The sequence below is a fragment of the Komagataeibacter nataicola genome (assembly GCF_003207795.1).
In the GTDB taxonomy this organism is placed as follows: domain Bacteria; phylum Pseudomonadota; class Alphaproteobacteria; order Acetobacterales; family Acetobacteraceae; genus Komagataeibacter; species Komagataeibacter nataicola.
This window is the reverse complement of sequence record NZ_NIRT01000005.1, coordinates 1-19691: the sequence shown is the minus strand read 5'-3', so window position 1 is coordinate 19691 and position 19691 is coordinate 1. Positions and strand designations below refer to the sequence as shown.

General features: G+C 59.4%; 18 protein-coding genes. 4 read left to right on the top strand and 14 right to left on the bottom strand.

Going from position 1 to position 19691, the window contains the following annotated elements:
- Positions 1-294 precede the first annotated feature (294 nt).
- Positions 295-1956: a SulP family inorganic anion transporter gene (locus CDI09_RS04115; RefSeq protein ID WP_078526947.1), complete on the top strand. Its 1662-nt coding sequence runs from the start codon at positions 295-297 to the stop codon at positions 1954-1956.
- 182 nt (positions 1957-2138) lie between these two features.
- Here CDI09_RS04115 and CDI09_RS04110 read toward each other — a convergent pair whose 3' ends face one another.
- Positions 2139-2825: a GntR family transcriptional regulator gene (locus tag CDI09_RS04110; protein ID WP_078526946.1), complete on the bottom strand. Its 687-nt coding sequence runs from the start codon at positions 2823-2825 to the stop codon at positions 2139-2141.
- Positions 2826-2982: 157 nt separating this feature from the next.
- Here CDI09_RS04110 and CDI09_RS04105 point away from each other — a divergent pair, with 157 nt between their 5' ends.
- The 3 genes from CDI09_RS04105 (at position 2983) to CDI09_RS04095 (ending at position 8000) form a co-directional block, all read left to right on the top strand.
- Complete coding sequence (locus tag CDI09_RS04105; RefSeq protein WP_078526944.1) at positions 2983-3756, top strand: aspartate/glutamate racemase family protein; 774 nt, start codon at positions 2983-2985, stop codon at positions 3754-3756.
- Positions 3757-3901: 145 nt separating this feature from the next.
- A complete protein-coding gene (locus CDI09_RS04100) occupies positions 3902-6385 on the top strand; it encodes a TonB-dependent receptor (RefSeq protein ID WP_078526942.1) in 2484 nt (827 codons plus the stop codon).
- 88 nt (positions 6386-6473) lie between these two features.
- Positions 6474-8000 carry an NCS1 family nucleobase:cation symporter-1 gene (locus tag CDI09_RS04095; RefSeq protein ID WP_236944506.1) on the top strand — a complete coding sequence of 509 codons (1527 nt, stop codon included), beginning with the start codon at positions 6474-6476 and terminating at the stop codon, positions 7998-8000.
- A gap of 18 nt (positions 8001-8018) precedes the next feature.
- Here CDI09_RS04095 and CDI09_RS04090 read toward each other — a convergent pair whose 3' ends face one another.
- From CDI09_RS04090 to CDI09_RS04035, 13 genes are all read right to left on the bottom strand, one after another.
- Entirely contained in the window at positions 8019-8453 is a 435-nt protein-coding gene (locus CDI09_RS04090; RefSeq protein WP_078526941.1) for an acetyl-CoA carboxylase biotin carboxyl carrier protein, read from the bottom strand.
- Positions 8440-9819 carry an acetyl-CoA carboxylase biotin carboxylase subunit gene (gene accC, locus CDI09_RS04085; protein WP_078526940.1) on the bottom strand — a complete coding sequence of 460 codons (1380 nt, stop codon included), beginning with the start codon at positions 9817-9819 and terminating at the stop codon, positions 8440-8442. Before accC ends, CDI09_RS04090 begins: the two co-directional genes overlap by 14 nt.
- Positions 9812-10279: an acetyl-CoA carboxylase biotin carboxyl carrier protein gene (locus tag CDI09_RS04080; protein ID WP_236944505.1), complete on the bottom strand. Its 468-nt coding sequence runs from the start codon at positions 10277-10279 to the stop codon at positions 9812-9814. The genes accC and CDI09_RS04080 overlap by 8 nt, the downstream gene beginning before the upstream one ends.
- Positions 10280-10313: 34 nt before the next feature.
- Complete coding sequence (locus CDI09_RS04075; RefSeq protein ID WP_078526939.1) at positions 10314-11081, bottom strand: LamB/YcsF family protein; 768 nt, start codon at positions 11079-11081, stop codon at positions 10314-10316.
- A 10-nt stretch (positions 11082-11091) separates the two neighbouring features.
- Positions 11092-12057, bottom strand: coding sequence for a 5-oxoprolinase subunit C family protein (locus tag CDI09_RS04070; protein WP_078526938.1), 966 nt, complete (start codon positions 12055-12057; stop codon positions 11092-11094).
- The gene (gene pxpB, locus CDI09_RS04065; protein ID WP_078526937.1) at positions 12054-12695 is read right to left on the bottom strand and encodes a 5-oxoprolinase subunit PxpB; all 642 of its coding nucleotides are present in this window, start codon (positions 12693-12695) and stop codon (positions 12054-12056) included. The genes CDI09_RS04070 and pxpB overlap by 4 nt, the downstream gene beginning before the upstream one ends.
- 189 nt (positions 12696-12884) lie before the next feature.
- A complete protein-coding gene (locus CDI09_RS04060; RefSeq protein WP_205836610.1) occupies positions 12885-13361 on the bottom strand; it encodes a RidA family protein in 477 nt (158 codons plus the stop codon).
- Positions 13336-14349, bottom strand: a complete 1014-nt coding sequence (locus CDI09_RS04055; protein ID WP_078528112.1) for a glutamate cyclase domain-containing protein — start codon at positions 14347-14349, stop codon at positions 13336-13338. Before CDI09_RS04055 ends, CDI09_RS04060 begins: the two co-directional genes overlap by 26 nt.
- Before the next feature lie 68 nt (positions 14350-14417).
- Positions 14418-15410 carry a threonine/serine dehydratase gene (locus CDI09_RS04050; protein WP_236944504.1) on the bottom strand — a complete coding sequence of 331 codons (993 nt, stop codon included), beginning with the start codon at positions 15408-15410 and terminating at the stop codon, positions 14418-14420.
- A gap of 31 nt (positions 15411-15441) precedes the next feature.
- Complete coding sequence (locus CDI09_RS17525) at positions 15442-15621, bottom strand: hypothetical protein (RefSeq protein ID WP_146220802.1); 180 nt, start codon at positions 15619-15621, stop codon at positions 15442-15444.
- A 660-nt stretch (positions 15622-16281) separates the two neighbouring features.
- On the bottom strand, positions 16282-16854 hold the full coding sequence (locus tag CDI09_RS18520; RefSeq protein ID WP_306415910.1) for a DUF2848 family protein: 573 nt from the start codon (positions 16852-16854) through the stop codon (positions 16282-16284).
- Positions 16851-18110, bottom strand: a complete 1260-nt coding sequence (locus CDI09_RS04040) for an MFS transporter (protein WP_167370227.1) — start codon at positions 18108-18110, stop codon at positions 16851-16853. Before CDI09_RS04040 ends, CDI09_RS18520 begins: the two co-directional genes overlap by 4 nt.
- A 98-nt stretch (positions 18111-18208) precedes the next feature.
- Entirely contained in the window at positions 18209-19489 is a 1281-nt protein-coding gene (locus tag CDI09_RS04035; RefSeq protein WP_078526933.1) for an MFS transporter, read from the bottom strand.
- Positions 19490-19691: the final 202 nt, after the last annotated feature.

The window sequence follows — 19691 nt, the reverse complement described above, 5'->3', positions numbered from 1 at the left end:
ACACGGCGAAACTGTCGTGTCCAGAAACCTGCCGGGGCAGATACGTCATTCATTCATCTGCCAGAATGTCAGGCAGGCGCCATCTTCGGGCCATATGCCTTAACCTGAAACCTTACAGTCTCCACAGGCTTCAGGGGCCGACCTACACCCGCGGCACGCACATGCCGCATGGCTGGATACGCCACAGCATTCATTATAAACACAGGCCGGAATGCAGGGAGGCACCATAACCAATGAACATGAAAAACGCCCCTTCCACCACGAGGCGCTGAAGTGACGGGAGCGGACAGGACCATGCGGGGGCGGCTGCGCGATGTGATTGCCGGGCTGTCGCTGGCATCAATGAACATTCCGCAGGTGCTGGGCTATACCCGCATTGCCCAGATGCCCGCAGTGACCGGCCTGTACACGGTGCTGCTGCCCCTCATAGCCTTTGCGGGGTTCGGGGCCTCACGCCATCTGGTGGTGGCGGCGGATTCCGCCACGGCGGCGATTTTCTCCAGCGCGCTCGGGCGCATGGCCGTGCCGGGCAGCGCGCATTACATGGCGCTGGTCAGCACGGTTGCCCTGCTCAGCGCGGGGTTCCTGCTGGTCGCGCGGCTGTTCCGCCTTGGCTTTCTGGCCGATTTTCTCTCCCGCACCGTGCTGGTGGGGTTCATGGCTGGTGTAGGCGTGCAGGTCGCACTCGCCATGACACGCGACATGCTGGGCATAGACGTCACCGCCCATAACACCCTGTTGCAACTGTTCCAGACCGTGACACGCCTGCCGCAACTCAACGGGCTGACGCTGCTCCTGTCGGCGGCCATCGTGGCGGTCATCATGGTGGGCGAGCGGCTGGCGCCGCGCCTGCCGCTGCCACTGGTCACGGTGGTGGGGTCGATAATCGCCAGCATGCTGTGCGATCTGGCGGGCCGTGGCATTGCCATTATCGGCCCGATTGAAAGCGGCCTGCCACGCCTGCGCCTGCCCGATGTTTCATGGAATGAAATGCTGGCCCTGCTGCCGGTCACCACATCGTGCGTCTTTGTCATCATTGCGCAGAGTGCCGCCACGTCCCGCGCCTTTGCCCAGCGCTTTCATGACCCGGTCAATGACAATGCCGATATCCTTGGCCTTGCCGCAGCCAATGCCGCCGCCGGGCTGAGTGGCACCTTCAGCGTCAATGGCAGCCCGACCCAGACCGCCATGGCCGTGCAGGCCGGAGCGCGCACGCAACTGGCGCAACTGACCTTTGCTGGCGTTACCATGATCGTGCTGCTGTTCCTGACCGGCCCGCTGCAGTACCTGCCGCGCTGCGTTCTGGCCTCGATTGTCTTTACGGTCGCCATTGGCATGATCAATATCCGCGCGATGCTGGCCATCTACCGTGAAAGTCCGGGCGAGTGCGGGCTGGCCCTCGCCACGGCTGCCGCTGTTGTCAGCATCGGCGTGGAACAGGGCATATTCCTCGCCATTGCGCTCTCGCTGTTCCGCCATGTGCGGCACAGTTACGAGCCGCACACCATGCTGCTGTGTTACGACATGCAGTCCGGGCTGCTCGAGCCCCAGCCCGTCTCGACAGGGGTGCAGACGGCCCCCGGCGTCGTGCTCTACCGGTTCTGCGCGGATCTGTTCTATGCCAACTCGATGCGCTTTGTCAGCGACATCCGCTCCCTCGTAGCCCCCGCACGCGCGCAGCCTGACTATATCGTGATCGATGCCAGCGCGATCACCGATATCGACTTTTCCGCTGCAAGTGATCTGCGCGACCTGTTTACCGACCTCAGACAACAGGGGGTGAGGATCATATTCGGGCGGGTCACGCCCTATCTCCGCGCCGACATGGACCGCCATCGCATCACACCGGTTATCGGGGCGGAAAACATTCATGCGCAGTTGCATACGGCCATGGCCGCGACACGGCATGTCGTGAACACGCATGCGCCGCGCCCCCTTTACACATCCATGACCTGAAAACAGACATGACGGGACCATCGGCAGGGAACGGCCCGGGCATATACTTCATCACCTCTGCCCGCCCCTGAACGCGCCACTGCATGATGTTTCATGCCATCTGCAACATAAGGGCTGACATGGGTCAGGAGATCAGGAAGGCGTGGCTGCCAGCGTCCCTGATTGCTGTGCGATTGTAGCCCTCAGTCCTTCAGGGGCTGGAGGATCTGGCTCAGTATGGTCGTGGTGGCCGGCTCACGCTGGAAATCAAGGCAGCTTTCAATCCCTTCCAGATGCCGCGCCATAAGGGCGGAGGCTTCAGCATAATCATGCGCCAGCAGCAGCTCCAGCAGATCATGATGGTCGGAAGACAGACAACAGGTCGTGTTCTGCCGCTCATACATGGTAATGATGAGCGACATGCGCAGGATCAGTTCTCCAGTAATGCTTTTCAGCACCTTATTGCCGAGTTCCTCGATCAACGTCAGGTGAAACTGGCCCGAGAGGTAGATCATGGCAATTGCGTCATGCGCCGCATGCGCCTGGGCTTCGTGCGACATGATCTGGCGCAGTCGCGCCGCACCCTGCGCGGATAGCTTGCGGTAGGGGTGCGCGAGCAGGCTGACTTCGATCAGACGGCGGCTGGCCAGCACGTCACGCGCTTCTTGCGGGGAGGGGCGGCTGACAAAGGCCCCGCGCCCCGGCTCCAGCGTGACGATGTGGGAGCGCGACAGCAGCAGCAGCACCCGGCGGATCTTGGCGCGGTTGGAGCGAAAGATCTGGGCAAGCTCTTCCTCGGGCAGCTTGCTGCCCGGCGCCAGCTTGCGCTCCAGGACCGCCTTGCACAAGGCATCAGCAATGCGCGCTTCTTCCTTGGCAGATGATCCCATGGCTCTTGCCTCCCCTCCCCTTTTGCTGAAACGCATTCTGTTGGGACAGTCTGGCGCTTCCGTCAAGGGCCTTGATATTGTAAACAATAATGGTTGACGAAATACGTTTCCAAATCATACTGACTGACAGAGGTCACTGATATGGCCCACCTTAATCATGATTGGATGCCTGCCCGTGTCGCGCCTGCTGCTTATCAATCCCAATACCGATACGGATATGACGCAACGCATGGTGGCCTATGCGCAGGACCGGTTTGCCGGGGCCGTGGCGATTGAGGCAGTCACCGCCCGGTTCGGGGCACGCTACCTGACCGACCGCGTTTCCGTCACGATTGCGGGCCATGCGGTGCTCGATGCGCTGGCCTGTGCGCACGGACCGTTTGACGCAGTACTGGTGGCCTGCTTTGGCGACCCGGGGCGCGAGGCGCTGGCCAGTCTCTGCCCGGTGCCGGTTGCAGGCATGGCGCAGGCTTCCCTCATACGGGCGGCACGGTTGCCGGGACGCTTTTCCATCGTGACCGGCGGCCCGGAATGGAAACCCATGCTTGTGGATCTGGTGCAGGCCATGGGATTGAGCGCGCGACTGGCGTCCATCCGCATCCTGCCCGCCGCGGGTAACGTTCTGGCGCAGGGCGGGGCCGCCGCCTGCCGCGAGATTGCGCGCGCCTGCAATGAAGCGGTGCATAAGGATGGCGCCGCCCGCGTGGTGCTGGGGGGCGCAGGCCTTGCGGGTCTGGCCGCACGGATTGCGCCGGATGTAACCGCCCCGGTCATGTGCTCCCTGCACGAAAGCCTGCACGAAGTCCTTGACCTGCTGGCGCGCCCCATACCGCCCATGCGCCCTCGGGCCTGCATGGAAACGATAGGCCTTTCCCCCGAACTGCACCGTTATCTGGCATCTGGCGCGCCTGTCCGCGCCTGCCAGGATTGAAATCCATTTTTGTAAACAATATGCGTTGACACATATTTTAAACCGATATTATCCTATATCCGTAATGAGAGAACATTTCTCTCAAGTATCATTCCATGTCGCGATCCCGGCCTGCCAAGCGGGATAAAGAATAAGGACACCGGCAATGTACCTTGACGGAAAAAGCCCGACCGGATCGTATTCCTCCAGGCAGACCGTGCCGCTGCTCCGCTTTTCCGTTCAGGCTCCTGGTCATCGGTTTTTTCTGGCGCTGACAACAGCGCTGGTGCTCGGTGCGCCACGCGGCATGGCCCTGGCCCGCACGGTATCGGCCCATAACACGCACGCTCATGACGCCCATCCGGCAACCGTACAGCCACAGGGTGTAAAGGCGACAGGCGGGGCCGAGCAGATCCGGGTGGGGGCCAGCGTTGTCCATTCAGCCGATGGCGTGACCGGGCGCGCGCCCGGTGGCGGCCTGATCCAGAAACAGACCGCGCCCAAGGCACGCAGCACCGTCACGCCCGATTACATCATGAAGCAGTCGCCCGCGCAGAACGCCTATAACGCCGTCAAGCTGCTGCCGGGCATCGTGGTCGCCAATACCGATCCTGCCGGTCACGAAAAATCCGCCCTGAGCATGCGTGGCCTGACACAGGACCAGATTGCCAATGTATGGGAAGGCATGCCGCTGAGCAGTATCGGCGGCTATAACCTTGACGTGGCATGGGTTACGGATAGCGAGAATATCGGCAGCGTTTCCGTGCAGCCCGGCTCATCCAATCTCGATACGCCCGCCATCAACGGCTCGGGCGGCATGTTCGAGTTCAAGACCCGTGACCCCTCAAAGAAATTCGGCGGCCTGGGGGATGTCGGCGTGGGCAACCGCGACTATACCCGCCAGTTCCTGCGCGTGGACACGGGCGAATGGGGCAAGACGGGCATCCGTTCCTACATCTCGTTCTCCAACCAGCATGACACGTTCTATCATGGTCCCGGCCAGGAAGACTTCAAGCATATCGACTTCAAGATCCTCAAGGAATGGGGAGACGGCAACCGCGTGTCGCTGGTCGGTGGCTTCACGCGCGGCGTGATCGGTAACGAGCCTTACTGGGACATGACCATGGCCAGCTGGAAGCAGAAGGGGCTGAAGAACGAACTGGCCGGTTCCTACGACCCCAATAATGCCGCTGGCGGCACCGATTACTGGAAGCTGAACTGGCTTCATTCCAAGACCTTCAACATCGCCGCCCCCTCGCACTTCAATTTCGGGCGGATCGGGCTGGATGTCACCCCCTACGTGGCCGCCAACCAGAAGGTTTACGGCTCCGGCTTCGAGCTTAACGACCAGGTGTACAATGGCTATGGCAGCAGCCCGCAATCCATTGTCATTCCCGGCCAGCAGGCCGGTCAGTCCTATGGCGTGGCCGAGCAGTACAGCAGCCTGAACGAAATGCGCGGCGGCGTGAACGCCAAGCTGAGCTACAAGGTGGGCCACCACCATATCTACCTGGGTTACTGGTTCGATTACGACAATTCCACCAACCTTGTCGGCTATACCGGGGTCAGCAGCGGGGGCAACCCGGCCACGTCATGGGGGCGGGCGCGCGATTCACTGCGGCTGGGCAACGGGCAGGTTTTCTATTCCCAGAACTACAGCGATATTTCTACCGTCAATGGCATTTATGCTGGCGATACGGTCACGCTGCTCAACGGGCGGCTGGTGCTTGATGGCGGCATGCGCGTGACCATGATCCATCGTGACGGCACCGACAACATTCCCGGCCTGCAGCGCAAGGTCAGCGCCAACGAGTTCATGCCGCTGCCCACGCTTGGCGGCCACTTTCAGCTAAACAAGTATGTGCAGATATTCGGCGGGGTTTCGACCGGCGCCAAGGCGCCGCCTGACAGCGCCATGATCACCACCATCAACCCCAATACCGGGCAGATCGCCAATCAGGGCCAGACCCATATCCATGATGAATATAATATTACCGAAGAAGTGGGCATGCGCTACACCGGTAAATACATCATCGGGTCATTTACATATTTCCATTACAACCTGTCGCATCATCAGGTTTCCACCTCCATGTTCCTCGGCAACGAGGCCATCGGGCAGGTCATCGATGCGGGCAACCAGACAACCAACGGGTTTGACGCGGAAATCGGCACGCGCCCCATCCACCATTTCCGCCCCTATGCGTCCATGCAGTATCTGCATTCAACCATCGACAACAATATCCAGGGCCTGCCCACCAAGGGCAAGATGGCCGTCGATACGCCCACATGGGCGGCCTCGCTGGGGGTGGATTGGGATAACGGCATCTTCTTCTGGAATTATGGGCTGAATTACTTCTCAAAACAGTATTCAACCTTCATGAACCAGGAAGCGCTTCCGTCGCTTTACACCATGAATGCGACAGTAGGCGCGCGCCTGCCGCGCAACAGCCTGGTCGGGCGCGGGCTGAGCTTTCTCAAAAGCCCGGAAGTCATGCTGTGGGTCAACAACATGATCGATACCCATGCCTACTCCGCCATCAACAGCGTCAGCCTGACCAATACCACCATCGGCAAGATACAGGGCACCGCACCCACCTATAATACGCTGGGGCGTTTCTCGGCGGTCGTGACTTTCCGGGCCGGTTTCTGAACGGGCATCATGCAATGGGATACATGAGCGGGCATGACCTTCACACCGCCGCCACAGCCGGGCATAATGGCCCGTGGGGGAGCTGTGTATGAACATGCAGGTACGACCGGAAACGGTTCCATCTTCTTCAGCCACGCAGCACGGCGCGCAGGATGACAGGCTGCGCAACCGCGATCTGCTCCCTGCGGAAAAGCAGGACTGGAACTGGTACGACTACCTGTCTTTCTGGATGTCGGATGTGCATAGCGTTGGCGGCTATGTCACGGCAGGCAACCTCTTTACACTCGGCCTGCCTTCGGGACTGGTTTTTGCCGCCCTGCTGGCAGGCGTACTGATCGTAAACGCCCTGTGCAACCTTGTGGCGGTGCCCAGCCAGCGCACGGGCACGCCGTTCCCGGTTATATGCCGCATGTCCTTTGGCGTGCTGGGGGCCAATATTCCCGCGCTGATACGCGGCGTGATCGCCGTATGCTGGTACGGCATACAGACATGGCTGGCATCGAACGCGCTGGTGGTGCTGACCCTGCGGCTTGCCCCTGGCCTGACACCATGGGCAGAGGTCAGGCTGCATGGCATGCTGGGGCTTTCAGCCGTGGGGTGGGCCGCATTTGGCCTGTTATGGCTGGTGCAGGCCGCCATTTTCTGGCGGGGCATCGAGACAGTCCGCCGGTTTATAGAACTGGCGGGGCCTGCCGTATACGCCATCATGATCGCGCTGGACCTGTATCTGCTCCAGCATGTGGGTTGGCGTCATTTTTCCTTGCAGATTACCGGTGCCAGCACCCCGTTGCATGGCGGCGCACTTGTGTGGGCCAGCGTGAATGCCGTAGCGCTTGTGGTGTCCTATTTTTCCGGCCCCATGCTCAATTTTGGTGATTTTGCCCGCTACGGGCGCAGTGCAGCGGATATAAGACGCGGCAATTTCTGGGGGTTGCCGTTCAATTTCATCGGGTTTTCAGCACTGACAATCTGCACCATTGCCCTGACCGCGCCCGCTTTTGGCCATGTCATGATCGATCCGGTGGAAACCGTGGCGCATATTGACAGCCTGACAGCGGTCATATTTGGCATGCTGACATTCATCATTGCGACGGCAGGCATCAATATCGTGGCCAATTTTGTCTCGGCCTCGTTCGATTTTTCCAACCTCTCGCCCCGGCATATCAGCCTGCGCGGTGGCGGCATGATTGCGGCTGCCGGCTCCATCGTCATCATGCCATGGAAACTGTATGGCAACCCGCAGGTCATGCACCTGACGCTCGATGTGCTGGCGACGTTCATCGGCCCGTTATTCGGTATTCTTGTATGTGACTACTATATCGTACGCCGCAGGCAGGTTGATGTCGCTGCTCTTTATACCACCAGTGCGCAGGGCCGTTACTGGTACCGCAACGGGGTCAACCCGGCGGCCGTCCTTGCCCTGCTGATTGCGGTGGTGGCAGGGAGCGCTAGCGTGTTCGTACCTGCGTTATCGGCCCTGTCGGAATTTGCATGGTTCATCGGATGCCTGACGGGAGGGTTATGTTACCTAGCCCTGATGAAATCAGGCCCTGCCATCAACCACCCCCCTGTTGCGACTGACGATGAGGCGGCATTTCCCGTGCCCCGCGCCTGACCGTTCAGGCCGGATCGGTCACAGGATGACCATAAGCGGCTGGTGATACCCCACCACCTCATCATGCTTGACCTCAATCGTGTCTATATGCCCGGCACACGGGGCCACAACGGGCTGCAGGATATGATCGACGGCGATGAAGGCGATGATATCCCCTTCCGCCACCTCCTGCCCGGGCTCGACCTCCGGGGCATGGCGCAACGGGTGGGTCAGCAGCACGCCCCCCATAACGGGGCTGTAAACCACCGTGCCGGCAGATGGCGTGGAGACTGTCGCCGCGCCGTTATCGCCCGATAATCTCTCCTCCGCCCCGGTCTGCGCCACTGCGCCCTCAAGAAGCAGGCGCAATGTCATTGCACCGTCATGCACATCGAGTTCGCGCATGCCATAGCGACGCATGCACGCGACCATATCCCATACGATATCCGTGGGCATATCCTCACCCCGCGCCATGAGTGCTGTCCTTTTTATTGCGGCTGAAGTCGCGTTCTTCCAGATAGTGAACCGATATATCCCCCGCCCGGAAACGCTCGTCTTCCATCAGGTGGAGATGGAGGGGAATGGTCGTGGGAATACCGTCCACTTCCGTCTCCTCCAGGGCCGCACGCATCTTGCTGATCGCCTCATTGCGCGAACGCCCGCGCACGATCAGCTTGGCAACGAGGGAATCATAGTGCGTTGGCACGACATAGCCATCATACAGATGGGTATCGGTGCGCACGCCCTCACCGCCCGGCGCGAGCCAGCGCGTGACCTTGCCGGGGCCAGGCATGAACGTATCAGGATTTTCCGCGTTGATGCGACATTCAATGGCATGACCATCGCACCGCACGTCAGCCTGCGTAAGGGACAGGGGCTCCCCCATCGCAACGCGGATCTGTTCACGCACGATGTCGATGCCGGTCACCATTTCGGTCACTGGATGCTCGACCTGAATACGCGTGTTCATCTCAATGAAATAAAACGCGCCGTCTTCATACAGGAACTCGAACGTCCCTGCCCCGACATACCCGATCTTCAGGCAGGTTGCCGCGCAGAGCGCGCCAAGACGCGCAATTTCATCGCGCCCGATGCCATAGGCGGGCGCTTCCTCAATGACCTTCTGGTGGCGGCGCTGCACGGAACAGTCACGATCTCCCAGCCAGACGGCATGACCATGCTGGTCGGCCATGACCTGTATTTCCACATGGCGTGGGTGGGTCAGAAAACGTTCACCATACAGCGTGCCGTTGCCAAAAGCGCGAATGGCTTCTTCCCGCGCGGTCTGGACCGCCTGCCGCAGGTCAGCGGGCGTGTGCACGATCCGCATGCCCCGTCCGCCCCCGCCGCCCGCGGCCTTGACAATAAGCGGATAGCCGATACGCGCGCCCAGTGCGCTGGCCTGATCCATATCCTCGGGCAGCGGGCCATCAGAGCCCGGCAGGCAGGGCATGCCCGCGGCCAGCATCATGCGCTTGGCCTCGATCTTGTCGCCCATGCGCCGCATGATGGTGGAGGATGGCCCGATCAGAACCAGGCCCGCCTCTTCCACCGCGCGGGCGAAGGTCGGATTTTCCGACAGGAAACCATAACCGGGATGGATGGCATCGGCCTGTGTAAGCCGGGCAGCCCGCAGCACCAGTTCCGTATCCAGATAGCTTTTTGCCGCTGGTGCCGGACCAATACAGATCGTGCGATCACATAAGGACAGATGGCGTAAACTGGCATCGGCTTCAGAATATATGCCCACCGTCCGCAGCCCGAGTTCGCGGCAGGCACGCAGCACGCGCAGGGCGATCTCGCCCCGATTGGCGATCAGGACCGTTTCAACCTTACGCATGGTCCGTCCGCTCCACCCGGAACAGGGGGGTGCCGATCTCGACACCTGCCCCGTTTTCGCACAGGACCGCAATAATCCGGCATGCGAATTCTGCCTCCATCCGGTTCAGCATCTTCATCACTTCCATGATGTACAGCGGCGCTCCCTCCGCGACTTCATCGCCTGCGGTTACAAAAGGCGGTTCTCCGGGGGCGGGCGTGATATAGAACTGCCCTGCCATCTGCGCCGTAATCTCAATAATTTGTGGCAGCGACTGCGCGCCCGCGTCATCATCAGCGGGTGGTCTGTCCTGAACCACCACGGGAGCGGCCACGGCGGGCACCGCTTCCCGGTGCCGCGCATCATCCTGCCCGCTTTCGCGCACCAGGCGGATACGCGCGCCGTTGCAGCTATAATCCAGTTCAATCACGCGTTCAGCGCACATGCGCGCCATCAGGGATTCAATCAATGCGGTATTCACATGTCTATCCTTGCATATGGTGCCAGGGCTATCCCTACGCACCCGTGCCGTGACGGATCGTAAAACCGGCCTGTTCCAGTTGCACGCGGACCTTGTGCGCGATTTCGACTGACTGCGCATTGTCACCATGCACACAGATGCTATCGATACGGGTCGGCAGCATATGGCCGGAAACCGTTTCGATCGCGCCAGCCTGTATCATCCTGACCGCACGCATGGCCGCAAAGTCGGCATCATGCAGGACCGCGCCTTCTTCCTTGCGCGCAACGAGGTGTCCGTCCTCCGTATAGGCACGATCGGCAAAAATTTCGGACAGAACCGTCATGCCCCGATCACGTCCTATGGTTTCCAGATGGCTCAGCGCGATGGCCATGACCGGCAGGTCAGGTGCGACCGCCTTCAGCGCGTTCAGAATGGCATGGGCAACCGCGGGATCCTTTTCCGTCAGGTTGCCAAGGGCGCCATGCACCTTGACATAGGCCAGCTCGTGCCCGGCATAGGCCGCCATGCTGCGTGCGGCCCCGACCTGATAGGCCACGATCCGTTCGATCTCATGCATGGAAAACGGTATGACCCGCCGCCCGAAGCCCCATAGATCCGGAAAGCCGGGATGCGCGCCAATGGTGACGCCCTTGCGCCGGGCCTCGGCAAATGTGTAGGCCATGATATTGAAGTCACCGCCATGAAAGCCGCAGGCGACATTGGCCGAGGATACGATGGAAAGCATCGCATCGTCATCCCCGATCCGGTAATGGCCCCAGCTTTCGCCAAGGTCCGCATTAATATCTATGAACCTGTTCATTCCGGTTTCCTTATGCGTAAAAAGCCGCGACCTCTTGCTCCAGCCGGTCCAGCATCGCATGCTGCCGCCGCAGGGCGGCAATTGCCGTGTCACGCCGCACCTCTTCAAACCGGACATGCCCCTGAATGGGGAGCTGTGCCAGCAGGTGCAGGTCCGCCTCGATTACCGTGCCAATCTTGGGGTAGCCGCCACAGGTATTGGCATCGAGCATCTGCACGATCGGCTGGCCGCTGGGGGGCACCTGTATGGTGCCCGGCACGATACCGTGTGAAAACAGGCTCAGGGGCCGCCGCATGCCCAGTTCAGCGCCCTCCAGCCGGTAGCCCATGCGGTTGGCGCTGCTGGAGAGGGTCCAGTTTTCGGTCATGAACCGTTCACGGGACCGGGGCAGGAATTCCTCATACTCCGCAGCGGGCAGGAAGCGGACCGTCACATTGCCCTCCCGCGGCAGCAGCGCGCATTCCGGGTTGACCCCGATGCCATCATCGGGCAACGCGCAGCCCGCCCGCGCCGCAGGACAGACCGCAATCCTGTTACCGCGCTGCAGCCCGTGCCCGCCAAGGCCGCCAAAACCACCTTTCATATCGGTTGCCCGCGCGCCCAGAACGTCCGGCACATCCAGTCCGCCTGCCACGCTTACATAGGCCCGGCACCCGCTGCGTGGCGCGCTCAGCGCCAGCACCTGCCCGGCCCTGACACGCACCGCCCACCATGGTGGAATGGCCCTGCCATCAAGCATCGCGCTACAGTCGGCGCCGGTTACGGCACAGATCGTATCTGCCTCAAAACGGATTCGAAAGGGGTAGAACACCACCTCGATCCCCGCGGCATTGCGTGCATTGCCCACCAGTATGTTGCCTGCGGCCAGAGCCAGGCCATCCATGGCCCCGCCAATCGATACCCCTAGTGTAAGGGCATGCGTACGGCCCGCATCCTGAATGGTATTGAGCTGCGCACTGGTCAGTACCTCGATCATTCAGAGCAATCCTTGCGGCTGTCATGAAAACGAACGATATCGCCCAGATGAAACAGAAGCGGGTCCTGCCTGCACGGAGAAAACATATCCAGTTCCGTACGCCCCAGAATATGCCACCCCGATGGCGCGGAACAGGGCATGACCCCCGCATGGCCCCCGCCAATGATGACCGCCCCCTTTTCAACCCGGAGCCGGGGTGAACTCCGGCGCGAGATGGCAAGGCGGCTGTCCAGCCCGGTCAAGTAGACAAAACCGGGCATGGCCCCGATGGCGGCGACGCGATAGGTGCCACCGGCATGGATGGCAATGACGTCTTCTTCCGTCAGTCCGGCCCAGGAGGCGATCTCGGACAGATCCTCGCCAAACGTGCCCCCGTAATCCACACGCACATCAATAACGGAAGGCGGAACCTCGTTGGCCACCGTGCCGGCCCACTGCTCGCGCAGCGCCTGGCTGGCCCATTCCCCATCTGTAACAAGTGGATCAAAGGTGACAAGCAGGTTGTTCACGCCTGGCACGGCCTGCATGCACCACCCGGTTGCATCAAGCGCGCGGGCCATGGCCCATATCCGCGCCTGCACGGATTCATCAAAGGCGCCTTCAGCCATATCGAGCAGCCAGCCGCCTGTACCTGCCATGCTTATTTTCAAGTTCTGGTTCCCTGCTGCACTTTACTGCCTGCGTAACCATGCTCTACTGCCGCATGGAACATCTCTTACAATACAGACCGTAACATCAAAAACCGCGTGAAAATTGCCCGCGCCATGACGTAATCCCGCTCAGGCGGCATGAACAATGCAGAGCCGTAGCGGAAAAGCGCGCAGGATTCAGATAACGCGAAACATGGCTTCCACCTCCACGGCCATTCCCGAAGGGAGAGCCGACGTGCCCGTTGCAATCCTTACATGCCGCCCGCGCTCACCAAATATCTCCAAAAAGAGATCAGACGCACCGTTCATTACCAGGGCCTGTTTTTCAAAAATATCGGCGCAGCGTACGACGCCCGCCACCCGGACCACCTGCTGCACGCGCCGCAGGTCATGATTCAGAAACCCGTTGAGCTGTGCGATGATGTTCAGGGCACACAGCCGTGCCGCCTCCTGTCCCTGCTCCACCGTCAGGTCACAATCGACCTTTCCCTTGTAGCGCAGTTCGTCTCCCCATCGCGGCCCCTGCCCTGAAACGAATACGAATTCCCCACTGCGTAAAATGGGTGTGTAACTGCCACGCGGGGTACTGACCGGCGGCAGGGAGACTGCCTTGATGGCCTGCATCACATCATGCACGGCTCTGCCTCCAGTCACCCATCGTTCCCTGCCAGCCGACCGTAAAGCCAAGGCAGCGCTGGATGGTCATGCGGAAGGTATGGAGCAGGCCACGCCATTCCTCCGCGGCGATCCCATCGGTTGCGGGTTCCGGCCCCATGAACATGCCATCCACGCCCCCATTGGCAACACAGGCCTCAATGCACCGTACTTCAAGCTCGGCTTCGTGGAAGACGGCCTGGTTTTCGAGCAGGCAGGACAGGGCGGCCACCAGCCCGGTTGCGCCCCAGTTGGAAACATTGGCGACAATCAGGATATCCGTTGCCGTCTGGGCCGCGACCCCGCCCCGCGCCGGCACGCCAGTATCCCGCGCCTTGGGAAAAAGCTGCCTGAGTTCATCGGCAATCATCCCCATGCCCAGTTCATTGCCTCCATCGCCTATGCCAATGGAAACCAGCCCCTTGCGCCGCCCCTTGTGGAAGAAACTGTCCATATCGGCCACCAGCCCATCAAGCGGGCGACCACCCAGCCCGTGATACAGCCCGCGATCATTGCAACCGGGCCGCTCGATTGCGATCAGGAGCGACGGGTCCACCGTATCAAGCAGGAAATCGCACACTTTCGCGCAGCCTGCGTCATCCTTGGGCACGGTCGCGACATAGACCGGGCGCAGGTAAGGAATGGGCGTAATGATGCCAGATTCAGGCAGGGGCAATGGCGTCAGGCCCGCGCCGCGACACGTGGCGTACATCATGTCGCGCCAGTCTTCATCCACAACGATAACGCTCTCGCGTTGCAGCCCGAGGAAAATCGCGCGCGCGATAAATGCCGCCCCGACCGGGCCGTCGGTCTCGGGCACGCCGCCACCTTCGGGAAAGCCCGTTACGATCACAACAGGCCCGGCGCGTTCGCCCACCTGCGCAATCACGGCTTCGGCTGCTTTCATGCACATCGGCCCCTGCTGTTTTTTCTGCAGGGCATCGTAGATGGGGCCAATATTACCCACCCCGGTGTAATCAAGGACCATGAAGTCATCAATTACGTTTGAAAGTTTATTATACAGATTCGATCCAGAAGAAATCATGGCCATTCCTCCTATCGTACGATCTGCTGGGCAAACACGGCGGGGTCAACATTCCCGCCACTGAGCACGGCAACCACCGTTTTGCCGCAGACATCGATCCTGCCGGCCATGATGGCGGCAAGCGGTGCCGCGCCGCCCGGTTCAGCCACAAGCTTGAAATACTCGAAACAGCGGGCCATGGCGTAGCCCACTTCTGCATCATCCACGACCAGACCATCCTTGAGGAGCCTGCGGTTTACCTCGAACGTAAGGGCACCGGGAGTAGGCACCATCAGGGAATCACACAGGGTGGCAACATTCCCCTGGTTGGTGACACGGGATTTCTCGACCATCGAGCGCGAGAGATCATCAAACCCGGCAGGCTCGACGCAGTAGACATCCGTATCCGGCGCAAGCGTGCGCACTGCCGTTGCAATCCCCGCAACCAGCCCACCTCCGCTCGCGCTGGCCAGCACGCTGTCAGGCACGATGCCGAGCTCACGGCACTGTTCCATGATCTCCAGCCCGACCGTGCCCTGCCCGGCCATGACCTGCCAGTCATCATAGGGCGGCACGATCACGCCGCCGATTTCCTCGGCAATGGTCTTGCCGATCTGTTCGCGGTTCTCGGTCGCGCGGTCATACAGCCTTACCTTTGCACCATAACCCCGCGCGCCCTCGATTTTCATTCTGGGTGCGGTTTCAGGCATGATGATATAGGCAGGCACCTTGAGCATGGCGCACACGGCCGAAATGGCCAGCGCATGATTGCCCGATGACCAGGCGACAACACCGCCATGGCGTTGTTGTTCCGTAAGCTGCAATATGCGATTACATGCCCCGCGGAACTTGAAAGACCCCGTAACCTGCAACATTTCCGGCTTGATAAGGACCCTGCCGCCCACTTTTTTATTGAGAACGGGGCTTTCAAGCAGAGGCGTTCTATTTATATATTTATTTATCCGCGTCTGCGACAAGAATATATCTGATATTTTCAGGATATTCTGTAATGTTCCTTCAGTCACGAGGCGACCTTTCAAAAATAAACTAAAATCATCATTCAAAATATTTTTCTAAACTGTCAAATATTATGTTTTTATTTTTTTGAATAAATATTTTTAATAAGCCTGACGGCAAGGGCACACGGCCATCAGGCTGCTGCATAATTACATGAAAAAAATGGTCAAAAGCAAACAGTTTCAACACATTACTAAAAAGAAACCGTTTTTGGGACATGGGACGCCCCTGCCGCCAGAACCCTGCTCATGACGGCATGTTCCTTGAATATCTTCAATCATATCAAGTTTCTATTTTATATAAATATTTTTTATCATAAGTCATAACTGAATTATCATTGCGATTTCGTTATTGATTCAGCTAGCCTCCATATAAAGGCAAAGCAGGCTACGGTCAGCCCGCAAATGAGGAAGAAGACACGGCGCTCCACACTATTACGCCTCTCTTCCCAAACCGTTTTTTTATCCCGGAACAACTTCCGGGCGCCCCGGTTCAGTGTCGGTTCTAGTTCCACAAGGAGAAGCTATGTTCAGGCAGAAATACATTCAATGTTGCATTGCCCTCAGCGCTGTTGCCCTGTTTACAACCGCGCTTTCCGATATTTCGTTTGCACGCACGGGCGTGGCAGACACAACCCCCAAAAAGAAGCTCCCCACCAAACACAATGCAAATAACCCGCAGGCCGCTACGGTTGCGGCTACGGCAGCGCCTGAAGCCATTCACGTTACAGGCGCGACCCGGCCGGGAAACAGCGTCTTTTCCCCCTCCACGCGCGAACACAGCACTGTGCAGGTCTTCCGTTATGATTCCTCGCAACTGAAGGAAACGGGGCAGACCAATATTCTCGCTGCCCTGTCACAGCTTTCCGCCGCTGTCACCTCATCGCCCTTTGGTGGCATGGGCAGTAACGGGTTTAACAAGACCATGCAGTTGCGCAACCTTGGCGCCGACCAGACGCTGATGCTTGTCAACGGCAAGCGCCGACACGTGGATGCCAACTTCAATTACTACCAGTCCGGCCCCAACCAGGATCCGCTGCGCCCCTTCGTGCCTGTAGGAGCGCAGGCGCAGTTCGTCCCAGTGTCCGATCACATCCTCATAACGCCAGAAACATGTGCCAACGACCTTCGGACAGACCTGCTTGGACAGCGCGACGCTGAAATTCTCACAGAACCGGTCGGTATGATCGGAACCAATGCCCACATACAGCCCCGTAGCGGTTCGCAGCAGCACGGGTTCGGCTTCACCCGATGTCTGTTCACCCACAACCACAATATTCTCAGCCTGTGTCAGGATATCGGCTGAAACGCGATAGAACAGGGGCACGGTGCTAGGCGGGGCTACGCCCAGCATTTCCAGCTCCGCGATATGATGCTGGACATCGGCCGGGTTGCGCCCGGCCCATCCTGCAACGATCACATCCCTGACTTCACCAATATCCATTTGCATCATTCATGCTCCATTCCATCAATATTATTGCAAAACAGCAGCCCGCATGCCGTAGCGGCAAAAGCTGCCACAACGTAAAGAACAATGGCGCCTATGGGGTGCGATGTCCGGAACAGGGCGGTCATGATAAGGGGCGCAAAGGCGCCTCCGCCCGCAAGGCTTCCAAACGTATAGGAAACGGACGAGCCGCTATACCGGATCACGGCCGGAAAGCATGCCGTAATGAAAGCCCCCTGAACCGCGTACATCGCCGCATGGACGATCAGGCCAACAGTAACGGTTACAATGATGATCGTGCTCGTGCCCGTATTCATCAGGGGAAAGAACACGCATACAAACGGCAGGGCGCAGCAGATGGCCGCGAGGAAAAGCTTTTTTACGCCCACGCGGTCCGCCAGCATACCAAAACCGACGGTTGCAGGCAGGCTCAGGGCAGAACCGGACAGCATGCCACACAGGATGACCGAACGCGGCAGCCCCCTGACCTGGGTTATGTAGGTCAGGCTGAACACGACAAGCAGCGCATACAGCACATCCGGCCCGATACGCGAGCTGGCGGCAATGCATACCGCCCGCATATGATGACGCAGCAGATGAATGACAGGCGATCTGGCAATGCCCCCTGTCCTGCGCAGTTTTTCAAAACTGCCGGGCTCGGTTATGCCATGTCGCAACCACAGTCCGACCAGGGCAAGCAGGCCGCTCAATGCAAAGGGAATGCGCCATCCCCACGCCATGAACTGCGCATTGCTGACCATGCCCGCAATGCATGCAATGACAGCGGTAGACATCAACGTGCCTGCCCCCGGCCCCATCTGGGCCCATGCCGCGTGCAGTCCGCGCCGACTGGCATGGCCATGCTCCACCCCGAGCAGCACCGCCCCCGCCCATTCGCCGCCGAGGGCTATGCCCTGCACCAGCCGCAGCATGACAAGGATAAGCGGACTGACAATGCCCACGGCATGATAGGTGGGCAGAATGGCGATCAGCCCGGTACAGACCCCCATGCAGACTACCGTGAGCGTAAGCACCCTGCCCCGCCCCAGCCTGTCGCCCAGCCGCCCGAACACCACCCCACCCAGCGGGCGCGATATATAGCCCACCGCATAGGTGGAAAATGCCAGCAGCGTTCCGACCATTGGCAGCGCACCAGGAAAGAACAGCTGGCTGAACACCAGCGCCGACATGGTATTGTAGATCATGAAATCGTACCACTCCAGCGTCGTGCCAACCATGCTGGCCAGGGCGATACGGGACATGGAGTGAGCAGCGACGGGAGGTGCTGGGGGCAATGAAGACATGACAGTTCACCAGCTTTCAGGAACGCGGATGCACGATGTTATGTAAGGATACATCCTCAGTTACGATGAACCGGCAGAAGCAGCGTCACCGCCGCCCCCATCAGCGCGCAGGCGGCGACCAGCAGCAGCCCGGCCATGGGATTGGCCAGATGGTCACGCATCCATCCGATCCCGTATGGCCCCAGCAGCCCGCCCAGCGCGCCCAGTGAATTGATCCATGCAAGGCCACTCCCCAGTTCGCTTTCACGCAGGAACAGGCCGGGAAGCGTAAAGATCATGGATGTTACGCATAGGGTTGCCGCAAGCGCGACCGAAAGCAGACACAGGGCCACCAGGCCATAGGACTGCAGGAAAAAACCCGCCACAAGGCTTGCCGCCACCGTAGCGAGGGGAATGGCCAGATGCCACCTGCGCTCCGCATGCCGGTCCGAACTCCACGCATTGAGGGTCATGACCGCAATGGATGCAAGAAAGGGTATTGCCGTGTAAAAGCCGATTGTTGCCGGTGTTGTGTGCACAACCTGGGCGACAAGTGTCGGAATCCAGAAAACAATCCCATAATTACAGACTGCCTGGCAGAAACAGATCACGATCATGATCCTGACCACACGTTGCCGTAATACCGAGAAAATCCCGTTATCGGCAGGCATTGAGCCCGTATTTGACGGACGCAGCGCCGAGACGATCTCATCGCGCTGCGCGGGGGTCAGCCACCTGGCCGTTTGCGGGCCATCATCAAGCCGCGCAAGCACGATCACGCCGAATAAAATGGGGGGAAGCGCTTCGATAAGAAACATCCACTTCCAGCCAGCCATATAGGTGGAATGGCTCATCCGCTCCAGTATCAGGGCGGATATGGGGCCGCCAATCGCCCCGGAAAACGGGATGGCGACCAGAAACCACGAGGTCACCCGCCCCAGCATCCGCTGTGGAAACCAGATGCCCAGATAAAAAAGAACGGAAGGGAAAAAACCTGCTTCCGCTATACCGAGCAATACACGCAGCGCGCAGAACACTCCCGCCCGGTTGACGAAGGCAAACATGAACGAAATAACGCCCCATGCGATCATGATGCCAGCAATGGTGCGCCGCGCGCCCAGCCGTTTCAGCACAATGGATGCAGGAACCTGAAATACAATATAACCAACAAAGAACAGACCGGCCCCAAGGCCGAATGTGGCATCCGAAAACCCGAGATCCGTTTCCATCTGCAACCGTGCAAAACTGATATTGATACGGTCAAGATATGAAAACATGTAACAGACGATAAGGAGTGGAATAATACGCCACCCCGCCTGCCTGAAAAGGGAGGAATTCCGCAAGTCTGTATGCTGCATACCGGTTCCTGTCGATTATGATGAAAAAAATTATCGCAAATCAGGACAGTATGTCGCCGCTGTATTTTTTTAATATTTCATCATAATTCTTTATGGGTATGTCATACCAACCGTTGATTGCTATAACCTATGAGCCCAATTGCGCAGTCCGATTGACATGATGCGCCATGGTTGATCGACGAGCTGGTTCCAGGCATGGCAG

Coding starts and splice junctions, on each gene's coding strand:
- CDI09_RS04115 (WP_078526947.1), top strand. CDS start 295: ATGCGGGGGCGGCTGCGCGATGTGATTGCCGGGCTGTCGCTGGCATCA.
- CDI09_RS04110 (WP_078526946.1), bottom strand. CDS start 2,825: ATGGGATCATCTGCCAAGGAAGAAGCGCGCATTGCTGATGCCTTGTGC.
- CDI09_RS04105 (WP_078526944.1), top strand. CDS start 2,983: ATGATTGGATGCCTGCCCGTGTCGCGCCTGCTGCTTATCAATCCCAAT.
- CDI09_RS04100 (WP_078526942.1), top strand. CDS start 3,902: ATGTACCTTGACGGAAAAAGCCCGACCGGATCGTATTCCTCCAGGCAG.
- CDI09_RS04095 (WP_236944506.1), top strand. CDS start 6,474: ATGAACATGCAGGTACGACCGGAAACGGTTCCATCTTCTTCAGCCACG.
- CDI09_RS04090 (WP_078526941.1), bottom strand. CDS start 8,453: ATGGCGCGGGGTGAGGATATGCCCACGGATATCGTATGGGATATGGTC.
- accC (WP_078526940.1), bottom strand. CDS start 9,819: ATGCGTAAGGTTGAAACGGTCCTGATCGCCAATCGGGGCGAGATCGCC.
- CDI09_RS04075 (WP_078526939.1), bottom strand. CDS start 11,081: ATGAACAGGTTCATAGATATTAATGCGGACCTTGGCGAAAGCTGGGGC.
- CDI09_RS04070 (WP_078526938.1), bottom strand. CDS start 12,057: ATGATCGAGGTACTGACCAGTGCGCAGCTCAATACCATTCAGGATGCG.
- pxpB (WP_078526937.1), bottom strand. CDS start 12,695: ATGGCAGGTACAGGCGGCTGGCTGCTCGATATGGCTGAAGGCGCCTTT.
- CDI09_RS04055 (WP_078528112.1), bottom strand. CDS start 14,349: ATGGTCCTTGATTACACCGGGGTGGGTAATATTGGCCCCATCTACGAT.
- CDI09_RS17525 (WP_146220802.1), bottom strand. CDS start 15,621: ATGTCCCAAAAACGGTTTCTTTTTAGTAATGTGTTGAAACTGTTTGCT.
- CDI09_RS18520 (WP_306415910.1), bottom strand. CDS start 16,854: ATGATGCAAATGGATATTGGTGAAGTCAGGGATGTGATCGTTGCAGGA.
- CDI09_RS04040 (WP_167370227.1), bottom strand. CDS start 18,110: ATGTCCCGTATCGCCCTGGCCAGCATGGTTGGCACGACGCTGGAGTGG.
- CDI09_RS04035 (WP_078526933.1), bottom strand. CDS start 19,489: ATGCAGCATACAGACTTGCGGAATTCCTCCCTTTTCAGGCAGGCGGGG.